This window comes from Aminobacter sp. BA135 (assembly GCF_050859125.1).
In the GTDB taxonomy this organism is placed as follows: Bacteria; Pseudomonadota; Alphaproteobacteria; order Rhizobiales; family Rhizobiaceae; genus Aminobacter; species Aminobacter ciceronei.
This window is the reverse complement of record NZ_CP139572.1, coordinates 4,347,278-4,359,547: the sequence shown is the minus strand read 5'-3', so window position 1 is coordinate 4,359,547 and position 12,270 is coordinate 4,347,278. Positions and strand designations below refer to the sequence as shown.

Annotated in this window: 11 protein-coding genes; 2 read left to right on the top strand and 9 right to left on the bottom strand. The window is 65.3% G+C overall.

Going from position 1 to position 12,270, the window contains the following annotated elements; genetic code table 11:
- Window positions 1-70: 70 nt before the first annotated feature.
- The gene (locus SLT36_RS21250; protein WP_432284299.1) at window positions 71-967 is read right to left on the bottom strand and encodes a LysR family transcriptional regulator; all 897 of its coding nucleotides are present in this window, start codon (window positions 965-967) and stop codon (window positions 71-73) included.
- A 236-nt stretch (window positions 968-1,203) separates the two neighbouring features.
- Between SLT36_RS21250 and SLT36_RS21245 the strand changes: the two genes are divergently transcribed.
- Window positions 1,204-1,758 carry a hypothetical protein gene (locus SLT36_RS21245; protein ID WP_432284298.1) on the top strand — a complete coding sequence of 185 codons (555 nt, stop codon included), beginning with the start codon at window positions 1,204-1,206 and terminating at the stop codon, window positions 1,756-1,758.
- A 137-nt stretch (window positions 1,759-1,895) separates the two neighbouring features.
- Window positions 1,896-2,390: a hypothetical protein gene (locus SLT36_RS21240; RefSeq protein WP_432284297.1), complete on the top strand. Its 495-nt coding sequence runs from the start codon at window positions 1,896-1,898 to the stop codon at window positions 2,388-2,390.
- A 152-nt stretch (window positions 2,391-2,542) separates the two neighbouring features.
- On the opposite strand, the gene SLT36_RS21235 is transcribed toward SLT36_RS21240, so the two are convergent.
- The 8 genes from SLT36_RS21235 to SLT36_RS21200 all read right to left on the bottom strand — a co-directional run bounded on the left by SLT36_RS21235 (window position 2,543) and on the right by SLT36_RS21200 (window position 12,016).
- Entirely contained in the window at window positions 2,543-3,643 is a 1,101-nt protein-coding gene (locus tag SLT36_RS21235; protein WP_432284296.1) for a helix-turn-helix transcriptional regulator, read from the bottom strand.
- A 347-nt stretch (window positions 3,644-3,990) separates the two neighbouring features.
- On the bottom strand, window positions 3,991-5,811 hold the full coding sequence (locus SLT36_RS21230) for an ABC transporter ATP-binding protein (RefSeq protein ID WP_432284295.1): 1,821 nt from the start codon (window positions 5,809-5,811) through the stop codon (window positions 3,991-3,993).
- Window positions 5,808-6,752 (bottom strand): acetamidase/formamidase family protein, encoded by a 945-nt coding sequence (locus tag SLT36_RS21225; RefSeq protein WP_432284294.1) that lies wholly within the window; start codon window positions 6,750-6,752, stop codon window positions 5,808-5,810. The genes SLT36_RS21230 and SLT36_RS21225 overlap by 4 nt, the downstream gene beginning before the upstream one ends.
- Window positions 6,742-8,385, bottom strand: a complete 1,644-nt coding sequence (locus SLT36_RS21220) for an ABC transporter substrate-binding protein (RefSeq protein ID WP_432284293.1) — start codon at window positions 8,383-8,385, stop codon at window positions 6,742-6,744. The genes SLT36_RS21225 and SLT36_RS21220 overlap by 11 nt, the downstream gene beginning before the upstream one ends.
- Window positions 8,386-8,445: 60 nt before the next feature.
- The gene (locus SLT36_RS21215; RefSeq protein WP_432284292.1) at window positions 8,446-9,366 is read right to left on the bottom strand and encodes an ABC transporter permease; all 921 of its coding nucleotides are present in this window, start codon (window positions 9,364-9,366) and stop codon (window positions 8,446-8,448) included.
- Window positions 9,363-10,268 (bottom strand): ABC transporter permease, encoded by a 906-nt coding sequence (locus SLT36_RS21210; protein ID WP_432284291.1) that lies wholly within the window; start codon window positions 10,266-10,268, stop codon window positions 9,363-9,365. The genes SLT36_RS21215 and SLT36_RS21210 overlap by 4 nt, the downstream gene beginning before the upstream one ends.
- Window positions 10,246-10,896, bottom strand: coding sequence for an ANTAR domain-containing response regulator (locus SLT36_RS21205; RefSeq protein ID WP_432284290.1), 651 nt, complete (start codon window positions 10,894-10,896; stop codon window positions 10,246-10,248). Before SLT36_RS21205 ends, SLT36_RS21210 begins: the two co-directional genes overlap by 23 nt.
- A gap of 13 nt (window positions 10,897-10,909) precedes the next feature.
- Window positions 10,910-12,016, bottom strand: a complete 1,107-nt coding sequence (locus SLT36_RS21200; RefSeq protein ID WP_432284289.1) for a transporter substrate-binding protein — start codon at window positions 12,014-12,016, stop codon at window positions 10,910-10,912.
- Between the last annotated feature and the right edge of the window lie 254 nt (window positions 12,017-12,270).

The window sequence follows — 12,270 nt, the reverse complement described above, 5'->3', positions numbered from 1 at the left end:
GCCTATTGATTAGACGAACGAGCGCGATTGGATTGATCGACGGGAGCCATCAATGGCCGATCAGAATCCGTCAGGTTCCGCCGTGCTTGAGTGCGTCCACGATCACCCTGAAGGACGGCAGGCTCTGTCGACGACTGGGGAAGTAAAGGAAGTACCCCGGAAAGGGCGCGCACCACTCGTCCAGAACCTGGACCAGCTTCCCGGATTCGACGTGGTGCTGAACAATGTTCTCCGGGACATAGGCGATGCCGTAGCCGGCCAAAGCCGCATCGACCATCATCATCGAGGTGCCGTAGGTGAGCTGCCCATCGACGCGGACGCGCAACTCCTGCCCGTCCTTCTCGAACTCCCACGCATACAGCCCTCCGGCCCGGTCCTGACGCATGCCGATGCAGTCGTGGCCGACGAGTTCCTGCGGGTGCGTGGGAATCGGCCTGGTGGCGAAATAGGAGGGTGCGGAGACGGCGACGAGACGCCAGTCCGGCCCTATTCGAACGGCGATCATGTCTTTCTCGACGCTTTCGCCGAGCCTCACGCCAGCATCGAATCCTTCCTCGACGATGTTGCGAAATCCGTTGTCGAGACTGAACTCGACCTTCACATCGGGATAGGCGCGGAGCACCGGCCGGAGCTTCGGCCACACCACCATCTCGTAGGCATGGTCGGACAGGGTCAGCCGCACCATGCCCGCCGGCTTGTCGCGGAATTCCATCAGCGAGTCGATCTCGGCTTCGATCTCCGCGACGCGTGGACCGAGCGACAATCGCAGCCGCTCGCCCGCCTCGGTCGTCGCGACACTGCGCGTGGTGCGTGTCAGCAGGCGGATGCCCATCCGGGTCTCAAGCCGCTTGATCGTGTGGGACAGCGTCGACTGGGTGATGCCGAGCTTGGCCGCGGCGCGCGTAAAACTCTTTACCTCCGCCACCGCGAGGAACCAGAGCAGATCGTTGAAATCCTGTCGCGGCACGTCTCACCCTCCTGACACCCGGCAACTATTCATGGCCGAGGTCGATTAAAGCAAGCGAATTGCCCCGGGTACTGAACCACCCCGCCTGCGTGTAGCTTCAAACAACAGACGACGGCGGACCACCGAGCCGCCATCGGGACAGCGGAACGAGGATCGGCATCCTCGATAAGTGACGGCTTGATCGAAGGGGTATCGACCGGATCGGCCCCGGTCATTGCGATGAAAGGATCGACGAGATGAAAACATTTTCCTTTGAGGCACTGCGGCACACAGGTCGCCCAAGAATTCTGGCCGGCGCAGGCATGGCTGCCCTTTTCTTTGGAGCCGTCCTCAACCCGGTGTCACAGGCTCTCGCGCATCATGGCTGGCCAGGCTTTCTGACCGACAGGCTCGTCTACATCTCGGGTACGGTTTCTTCTGAAGGCGTCTGGGGCAACCCGCATTCGCAGTTCGAAATCACTCTGGACACCGACCTGCCTGCCGACACGCCCGAACTGTCGATACCGGAGGAGTTGCAGGACCCCGAAGACAGCAGCCGCGTAAACGCCGCGCTCTCTTACGACGGAGCGCTCACGGAACTGGAAATCATCATCGCGCCGCCCGCCTGGTCGGGTCGATGGGGGCTCGACCGTCCGCTTGAAGTCGGAGAGCGCTTCCAGGCGGTCGGCTACATCAATCGAACGGATGACGGGCTCTTCCGCCCGGTCGTGTTCTGGTACGGCGATGATGCCACCCAGGTCAATCAGGTGCTCGGCAACACGCTGCCGGTCAGGGCGCCACTGCCGAACTGATTCACCCGGACTTCGAACAGCCGGCATCCCCCGCTTCTCCCGTCCAGCGCGAGGAAGCCTGCTTCAACTTATCGTCGTCGTGTCAGGTTGGGCGGATTTGCCCGCGTGGCACGCGCCGCGGGCAAACGGAACCTTATATGCCAGAACTTCTCCACCTCGTGCTTGCGTGGTTGCAGGGAACCGCGCTGGGTCAAACTGTCCGCACCGCGGAGTATGTCTACCCGATCCTGGAGGCCGTCCACATCATCGGGATCGCGCTGCTTGTCGGTCCCGCCTTCACCTTCGATCTCCGGCTTCTCGGGCTGGGGCACCGCGTCGTTGCCGTCACATCCGCCGCACGCGCCCTGCTTCCGATCTCACATGTGGGCATGGTCGTTGCCGTTGCAACTGGGATCGCGCTACTCAGCGCGCAGCCATTGGTGGTCGCGGGCGTCGGCGCCGCACCGTGGAAGTTCGGCCTTCTGCTGGTTGCCGTCCTGAACGTCCCCGTCTTCCACTACGGCATCTACCGTAGCGTGGACTCTTGGGCCGACGCTGTTGTCACCCCCTTCGCGGCCCGCATCGCGGCGGGCGTGTCGCTGCTTACGTGGACCGGCGTGATCTTCGGCGGCCGCCTGCTTGCCTACACTTGATTCTGATCAACGGGCCGGGCGCCCGCCCGGTGCTATCTTCTGCGGCCGTAGAGTGCGGTAGTCGTTTGCGGCTGAGGGCTGCTTTCGTAGCCGCGGTTCCCGAAAGCGGCCGGTCCACAAACCACCCAAATCACGCTCATTCAATCGATGCCCTAGCTGCCCGGTCGCGGCAGCGTCACGCCGAGCAGCAGCCGGACCAGCGACGACTGTTTGGACACCCCCGACTTGGCGAAGATCGAGCGCAGATGCGAGCGCACGGTTTCGCGCGCGATGCCGAAATCCTGGCCGATGGCGTCGATCGAGCGGCCGTCGGCGAGGGCGGACGCGATGCGCGCTTCGCTCGGCGTCAGGTCGAACAGCGCCTGCAGCACCTTGACCGGCGGCGCGCCCGGGCCGGGCAGGGGCATGATGACCAGGATGCTGTTCATCCGGCTGAACAGGTCGTTGGCCGAGCCGCGCACCGGCAGCAGATGGGCGACGCCTGACGGCTTGCCGTCCTGGCCCTTGATCGGGAAGGACTGGACGATGCCGCGCCTGGTGCCGCCGGCCAGTGCCGAAAGGGCAGACTCGAGCAGCGCATCGGCCTTCCTGTCGGTGATCTGGGCGCGCGCCGTGCCGTCCTGCACCATGTCGGGGATCAGCCTGTCCATCAGCTGGTTGCAGGCGAGCAACTGGCCGCGTCCGCCCAGCACCGCCGCCGGCAGGCCAAGCGCCTCCAGCGCATCGGCGCCTGCGCGCGCCTTTTCCAGGCCGATCCGTGCGCCGACCATGGCAGCGCGGGCGATATGCGGCCGCAGCCGGTCGAGCGCCTCGACATAGGACCGCTCGAACGGGCCGCGCATTGTTGCGCGCTCGAGGTTGAACGACAAAACGTCGCCGGTGGGCAGCGGGATATGGGTGCCGGCCGCCCAGCCCATGCCGCGTGGCCTGAGGAAGTCGCGGTAGATTGGCTCTTGCTCCAGCTCCGCTTCGCTGAAGGCATCCAGATCGGTGATGAAGCCGGGATAGGCCAGCGCTTCGGCGCGCGTCGCCCGGCCGTTCACCGCCATCCAGCCCTCATCCATGAAGGCCTCGACATGCGGGGCCACCGCGTCTGAGGCGACATAGGCTGACGCGCCGCGGCTGATGGTGAAGAGATAGCCGCCCATGCCGTCGACCGCCCTGGCGAGGTCGTCGAGCAAAGCGGGCCATTTCTCCGGGACGAAGGACGCCTCATAGATCTGGTCGATGAATTTCTCGGATAGCTCCGCCAATCGTTGCCACTCCCACCCTGGCCCGCGACCGGTTATGCAAAGTCATTCGCCCGTAGCGACAGGCCGGCGAGCGGATCCGCCAGGCCCAGGCATGGTCGAACACGAGGCTGTCATTCAGCTTTTGTTAACCATGCTTGATCAGACGATAGCACTACACTTTGATTCATCAAATGCTGGCTGCCGTGCGCAAAGGTCGCAACGGCACATCTCCCGGTGATCTTTCCACAATCTATGGCCGACGCCGTCCTGCACATCGGATGTGCAGGCGAAACGTACGGGCGGGGGCGTCGCGGGCGGCCCCGTCGGCGCCGGGCATGGGCGCGGCGGATTCAGCGGACTTGCCGATCTTACGATTCCGCGACGAGATGGCCGCCGCCGACATCGGTGAGCACCAGCTTCTTGGGCGCGTCGCCAAGCTTGCGCACCGGGCTCGGGATCTCGCGCTCCATGCGGGCGAAACGTGTCCGGCGCCTGGCCGGGTCGGGAACCGGCACCGCCTCGATCAGCCGCCTGGTGTAGGCATGGCGCGGATTGGAGAAGATCTGGTCGCGCGTGCCCATCTCGACGATCTGGCCGAGATACATGACGGCGACACGGTCGGAGATGTTCTCCACCACCGCCATGTCGTGCGAGATGAACAGATAGGCGACGCCGAATTCGCGCTGCAGCTCCTTCAGCAACTGCAGCACCCGCGCCTGCACCGAAACGTCGAGCGCCGACACACTTTCATCGGCGATGATCAGCTTGGGCCGCAGCGCCAGGGCACGCGCAATGCAGATGCGCTGGCGCTGGCCGCCGGAAAACTCGTGCGGATAACGTTCCATCTGCTCAGTCGAAAGACCGACTCGCTCGAACAAGGCGGCGACCCGTTCGCTGCGCTCCCCTGGCGTGCCGATGTCGTGAATCACAAGCGGCTCGGCGACGAGGTCGCCGACACGCATGCGCGGATCGAGCGAGGCGTAAGGGTCCTGGAAAATCATCTGCACGTCGCGGCGCACCGCCTTGCGCGCCCCGCGGCCGAGGCCGGTGAGGTTGCGCCCGCCGATCTCGAGCTCGCCGTGATAGGGCACCAGGCCGGCAAGCGCCTTTGCCGTCGTCGACTTGCCGCAGCCGGATTCGCCGACCAAGGACAGCGTTTCGTTGGGCGCGATGGCAAAGCTTATGCCTTCGACGGCATGGACCCGGCGGTTGACCCGGCCGAAGAAGCCGCCAGTGAGGTCGAAGCGGACATGGAGGTCGCGCGCCACGGCGACCGGCTGCGACTTTGTCGCCTCGGCTTCGGCTGCTGCCGGTTCGCGCGCGGTGCCCGTGCCCATGCGCGGCACCGCCGCCAGCAGGTCGCGTGTGTAGTCGGCCGCGGGCCGTGCGAAGATGTCGGCGACCTTGCCCTGCTCGACCATGCGGCCGTTGCGCATGATGATGACGCGGTCGGCCATTTCGGCGACGACGCCCATGTCGTGGGTGATGAGGATGACGCTGGTGCCGTGCCGGCGCTGCAGGTCGCGCAACAGCTCGAGCACTTCGCCCTGCACGGTGACGTCGAGTGCCGTGGTCGGCTCGTCGGCGATCAGCACGTCCGGCTTCAGCGCCAGCGCCATGGCGATCATGACGCGCTGGCGCATGCCGCCCGAGAGTTCATGCGGATATTGTTTCAGCCGGCTTTCGGCCTCGGGGATGCGCACGGCGGTCAGCGCCTCGATGGCGAGTTTGCGCGATTCCGCTGAGGAAACACCTTTATGGGCTTCGATCGCCTCGACCAGCTGGCGGCCGATCGACAGCACCGGGTTGAGCGAGGTCATCGGCTCCTGGAAGATCATGGCGATGCGGTTGCCGCGGATGCGGCGCATCCGGCGTTCGTCGAGCGAGGCGAGATCGGTGTCGCCGAGCCTGATCGAACCGGCCGCGATGCGCGCCGCCGGCTGCGGCAGCAGCGCCATGATCGCCAGCGAGGTCATCGACTTGCCGGAGCCGGATTCACCGGCGATGCACAAGGTCTCGCCGCGCGAAAGGGTGAAGGAGAGGTCGGAGACGACAGGACGTTCGCCGTCTTCGCCGCGCACGGAAATGGTCAGCCCGGCGACGTCGAGCACCGGCGTTTCCGTCACCGGGATGGCGGCTGCCGGGGCAGGGGCTCCGGCAGCCTGTTTCGGATCGGTCGCTGCGTTCATTCGAACACGCAGCGCGGGAAGTAGAATGTGACAACCCAGTTCGGCATGTCGACGATCTCCGAAATGCGCAGGTCGCCGCAGACAGACACCAGCATGTAGGCGTCGACGGGGTCCATCTGGTAACGCCGTGACAAAAGGTCGACCATCTGCGCGACCGCCTCTTTGGCCCCGGTCATCAAATCGGGGCCGATGCCTGTCGTCACCTCGTAACCCTTGGCGTCGAGATGCCGCGTCACCGGCCCCGGCGTGGTGAAGCGCGGCGTCTTCAGCCTGGCATCCTTGACCAGGTCGAGGGTGAGCACGACGTTCATCGGGCTTTCGATCGCCGTGCCGCAGACCTCGCCGTCGCCCTGGGCGGCATGCGTGTCGCCGACAGAAAACAGCGCGCCCGCCACTTCGACAGGCAGATAGAGCACGGTGCCGGCGGCAAGGTCGCGGATGTCGAGATTGCCGCCGACACGGCGCGGCGGCACCACTGAGTGGTGCCCCATCTCGGCAGGGGCGTTGCCGATGGTGCCGGCGAAAGGCTTCAGCGGCACGCGGCCGTTTTTGCCGAACAAAGCCGGCTCGAGCGACGTCGCGTCATATTTCCAGATGGTGAGCGCCGGCTCCTTGAAGTCGTCGGCGAGCAGGCCAAAACCCGGAATGTTCGCCGTCCAGCCGAAGCCGGACGGCTTGAACGCCTCGATCGTCACCTTGAGCGCATCGCCCGGCTCGGCGCCCTCGACGAAGATCGGCCCGGTCACCGGGTTGATCTGGTCGAAGTCGAGTTTTGCGATGTCGTCGACGGTGCTGTCGGCCGTGAGCTGGCCGCCCGAGGAATCGAGGCATTCGAACTCGATCGTCGAGCCGGGCGCCACCCGCTCGGCCGGGACGAAGGAATTGTCCCAGCCGAAGTGATGATGGCGTCCGTGGATGGTGTAGTTGCAGTTATTGCACATCGTTCACATACACATAGTCGTAGTTGATCGGGATATGGACCGGGTCGACATAGAGCTTGTCGTCGCCGCCCATGCGCGGCGACTTCATGGTGAAGCGCTGCTCGTTGAAGACGGGTGCCCAGGGCGCGTCGGCCATGACCTTGGCGTAGATCTCGCCCCACAATTTGGCGCGTTCCTCGGCCTTGGCCGGGTCGACGATCGAATCCGCCGCCGCCGCCTTTTCGTCGAGCTCCTTGTTGCAGTACCAGGCCCAGTTCCAGCCGCCCTGCACCGCGCCGCCGCAGCCGAGGATCGGGCCGTAGAAGTTGGACGGATCGGGGAAATCGGCGATCCAGGCCATGCCGCCCGACCAGATCATCGGCGCGCCGCCCTTTTCGCCGCCGGCGGCAATGACGTTGGCCTGGGCCAGCGACTGGATCGCCGCCTTGATGCCGATCGCCGCCAGATCCTGCTGGATCGCCTGGGCGATGCGCGGATTGGGATCGGTGTTCATGACGAACAGCTCGGTCTCGAAGCCATCGGGATGGCCGGCCTCGCCGAGCAGCGCCTTGGCCTTGTCGATGTCGAAGGCATAACCGGTGAAAGCCTTGTCATAGCCGGGCATCGACGGCGGCAGCGGCTGGTTGGCGGGGACGGCGCGGTTGTTGATCAGCTTGACGATGCGGTCCTTGTTGATCGCCATGTTGACGGCCTGGCGCACCTTGACGTTGTCGAAGGGCGGCATCTCAGTGTTCATGGTGACGTAGCCGGTCTGCAGCTGGCCGCCTTCGACGACACGCGCCTTCTGCTCGGGATCGGCCATCACCTCCTGGAACTTGGCCGGCGGAATGCCGTCGCCCGGAACGTCGACCTCGCCATTCTGCAGCCTGAGCAGAGCGACGATCGGCTCCTGGCCGATCTCGAAGGTGATCTTGTCGATATAGGGCAGGCCCTTGTGCCAGTAGTCGGCGTTGCGCTCGAACACCAGGCGCTGGCCAAGCGTCCATTCGGCCATCTTGTAGGCGCCGGTGCCGACAGGGTGCTTGCCGAAGTCGGCGCCGTATTTCTCGACCTCTTCCCTGGGCACGACATGGCTGAAATTGATCGCCATGACATGCAGGAAGGTGGCGTCGGGCCGCGACAGCTCGATCTTGACGGTCGAGGGGTCGACGACGGTGACGCCGGCAAGGCTTTCCGACTTGCCGGCGGCGACGTCGTCATAACCGTTGATCGAGGCGAAGAAGCCGGCGCCCGGGCTCTGCGTCTTGGGGTTGGTGACGCGGTCGAGCGAATATTTGACGTCCTCGGCCGTCATCTCGCGGCCATTGTGGAATTTCACGCCCTGGCGCAGCTTGAAGGTGAAGGTCTTGCCGTCGGGGGAGATCTCGTAGCTCTCGGCCAGTTCGGGCCGCAGCGTGGTGGTGCCGGGCTCGTAATCCATCAGCCCGTCGAACAGGCTCTTGATCATCGACCAGTTCTGCCAGTCATAGCCGATCGCCGGGTCGAGGGTGGCGACGTCGTCCTTGTAGGTGATGGTGATCGCGCCGCCCTGCTTGGCCTTGGGGTCGAGCGTTTCCTGTGCCGTGGCGGATGCCATGCCGAGCGCCAGCAATAGCGCTGACGCGGCGACGGTCGATGTCAACAATTGTCTCATCCGAGGTTCCCTTCTCTTTTGTTTGTGTGTCTCAGTGCAGTCTGTTGGTCTTGTCGTTGATCAGCGCAGCTTGATGCGCGGATCGATGAACGGGGCGACGATGTCGGCGAGCAGGTTGCCGAGCACGATGGCGCAGGCCGAGACCAGCGTGACGCCCATGATGATCGGGATGTCGACGCGCTGGATCGCCTGCCAGGCGAGCTGGCCGATGCCGGGCCAGCCGAACACGCTTTCGACCACCACGATGCCGCCCATGAACAGGCCGATGTCGATGCCGATCATGGCTATGACCGGCAGGATGGCGTTGGGCAGAGCGTGGCCGAACAGGATGGCGCGCTGGGCCAGGCCCTTGGCGCGGGCGGTGCGGATATAGTCCTGGCGCAGCACGTCGATCATCGACGAGCGCATCATGCGCGAATACCAGCCGGCGCCGAGGATGCCGAGCGTCAGCGACGGCAGCACCATGTGGCTGAAGGTGCCGTAGCCGCCGATCGGAAACCAGCCGAGCTTGACGGCAAAGACGTAGAGCAGAAGCAGGCCGACGACGAATTGCGGCGCCGACACGCCGATGAAGGAGCCGACCATCAGTGCCTGGTCGGTGGCGCTGCCGCGCCTGACCGCAGCGACCAGCCCCATGCTCAGCCCGATGACCAGCTCGCAGACGATGGCGCCGACCATCAGAAGCAGGCTGGCCGGCAGGCGCGCCACGATCAGCTCGCTGACTTCCGAACGCTGGATGTAGGAGCGGCCGAGATCGCCGCTGACGAGATTGGTCAGATAGCGCCAGTATTGCACCGCGAAAGGCTGGTCGAGCCCGAGCTGCTGGCGGATGCTTTCCACCGTCTGCGGCGTGGCGCTGCGGCCGGCGATCTGGCGCACCGGGTCGGCCGGCAGGAGATAGAGCAGGGCGAAGGTGATCAGCGTCACGCCGAGCAGGATCAGCGCTGCCTGGATCAGCCGGCGGGTGAGATAGGCGATCATGCCCGGCCTCGCTGCGTCGGGTCGAGAATGTCGCGCAAAGCGTCACCGACGAGGTTGAAGGCGAGCGCCAGGGCCAGGATTGCGGCACCGGGGAAGAACACCAGCCAGGGCGCTGCCTGGAAATAGGTCTGGTTCTCGAAGATGATGTTGCCCCAGGACGCCGTCGGCGGCTGCACGCCGATGCCGAGATAGGACAAGGTCGCTTCCAGGAGCACCGTCGTCGAGATGCCGAGCGTGCCCCAGACGATGATGGTCGGCAACAGATGCGGCAGGATGTGGCGGAACAGGATGCGTGCCGTGCCGGCGCCGATGGTGCGCTCGGCGTCGATGAACTCGCGTTCGGCAAGCGAGCTGGTTTCGGTGAAGACGATGCGGGCGGTCTGCACCCAGTTGACCAGCGCGATCACCATGGCGACGATCCACAGGCTGGGCTGGAACACGGCGGCCAGGCAGATGGCGAGCAAAAGGGCAGGGAAGGCCATCATCAGGTCGGTGAAGCGCATCAGGGCTGCGCCGACAAAGCCGCGGAAATAGCCTGCGGTGATGCCGACAAGCGTGCCGATCAAAAGGGCCGCGCCATTGGCGACGATGCCGATGATCAGCGAGGTCCGCGCGCCATGGAGGATGCGGGTCAGAAGGTCCCGGCCGAGCAGGTCGGTGCCGAGCCAGAAGGTGGCGCTGGGCGGCAGCGGCGCGCCTTCCAGCGTCAGCCCGTCGAACATCTGGTCGTTGGGGTCGTAGCCGGTGAGATAGGGGGCGAGCAGGGCGCCTGCGACGGTGATTGCGATGATCACCAGCCCGGTCAGCGCCAGCGGCCGCCTGACCAGGCGGCGCCAGACACCGGCGCGCGGCCTGGCCGGCGCAGCGGCGGCTGATATCTCAGGCGCGATGGGACTGGTCAACGCCGGCCTCCTTGTCGGTCTTGGCCGTCTCGGTCTGGGCCTTGTCGGTCTTGGCCTTGTCGGTGAGGGCGACGACACGCCGGGCGGCGTCCTCGAGGCTGACCTGCCAGTTCATGGCGAGCGATCGCAATTGCGCATAGGCGCGTTCGTCGTCGACGCCCTGGCTCGACAGAGCGGTAACAGCGCGGACAATGGTCTGGCGCTCGGCGACACGCTGCTGGAGTGCTGCGATCTCGTCGGCCAGTTGCCGGCGCGCGGCAAAACTCTGGCGGGCAATCAAAAGCGCGCTGTAGACGCCGGCATTGCCGACCGGCTTCAGCAGCTGCGCATCGGCCTTGTGCGACAGCGCCCATTCGATCCGGCCCGGCGCTTCCGAGCCGATCAGCGCGATCGTCGGCATCGGCGCTGAGCCGCGCGGCCAGGGAAACTGCTGGTCGAAGCCGAGATCGACGTCGAAGAACACGAAATCGGCGGCCAGCGCCTCGGCCGGCAGGTCCGGCCAGCAGTCGACGACCTCGAGGCCGATCGCCTGGAGCTGGCGTGATATGGCGCTGACCGTGGCATGCGGGCGGTGCAGCACGAATGCCCTGGCGCCGCCGAGATTGGGGATATGGGCGGCCCGGCTCATGACACGACCCCGCTCATGACACCACCTTGAGCCTGGCACGGCCGAAGGTCTTGGCCCGGTCGTAACGCGAGAGATAGGGGTCCGGGGCGACACGCTCGATATGGCTGACGCGTTCGAAGCCGAGCCCTAAGATGCGGCCGATCTCGACCGGCAAGGTCGCATGCTGGGTCTGCGGGTCGATGGCGATGCTGCCGAAGGGCGTGGCGAAATTGCTGTTGGCGAATGCGGTCGACAGTTCGGCGAAACCGGCATCCGGATTTGCCTGGAGCACCTTGGCCAGCACCATGACCGAGGCATAGGCCGAGGCCTCGAAGGACGACGCCGGTGCCTCAGGCGTGGCGGTGCCGGCGTCGCGGAAATAGGGCCCGACGGAGAGGTGGCCGCTGCCGGCAGCACCGATCGCCGGCAGTTCGGCCTCGGTCAGGTTGCAGGACAGGATCGGGCAGCGCTCAGGCCCGAAATGCGGATCGCGGCGCGCCAGCTCGGCATAGGCGGCAAAGAAGGCGTAGGACGAGGTGCCGATCAGATTGTTGAGGATGAAGGACGGCCGTGTCGCTTTGATCTCCTCGATCAGCCTGGAAACGTCGGCATCGCCGATCGGCAGATAGCGCTCGCCCAGCACCTTGCCGCCGGCGTCCGCGATCAGGTCGCGCGCGACGCGGTTGGTTTCCCAGCCCCAGATGTAGTTGGAGCCGAGCAGGAAACCATCGGCGCCGAAGCGCGGCACGACATGGGCCAGAAGCGGCACCAGATGCTGGTTCGGGCAGGCATGCATGTAGACGACATGCTCATTGGCCTCGAAGCCCTCATAGGGGCAGGCATACCACAGTGCCGCCCCCGACTTTTCCAGCACCGGGATGACCTCCTTGCGGCTCCACGACGTCACGGCGCCGACGACATGGCGCGCGCTGCTCTGGCGCAGGATCTCGTCGCACAAGGGTGCGTAGCGGTCGATATTGCCGGCTGGGTCGCGCTCGATGGCGACCAGCTCGATGCCGCTTGCCGGGTCGGCATTGACGTCCGATATGGCGCGCATGGCACCCGCATGGCAGGCGTTGGCAACCAGCTGATAGCTGCCCGAGCGCGAATAGAGCACGCCGATTTCGATGCGCGACTTCAAAAAATCCTCCCAAAAACAAAAATGCCCCGCAGCCGCCGCCGGGAGGCGAGGCATACGAGGCATGTTTGCCACCCGGCAGTCGGGGCCGGTATTTGAGGTCAGCCTAGCCTGTCGCGCCTGCCAGTCAAGGGGCCTGATGCAAATGCATGGATCCGGGCAAAGGCATGGCAACTGTGTTCAAGCAAGCAAGTGCTCTTTCTTCTACCCTCTCCACACTCCTCACAGTCACGGCATGGATCCCAGGGTCTCCACGT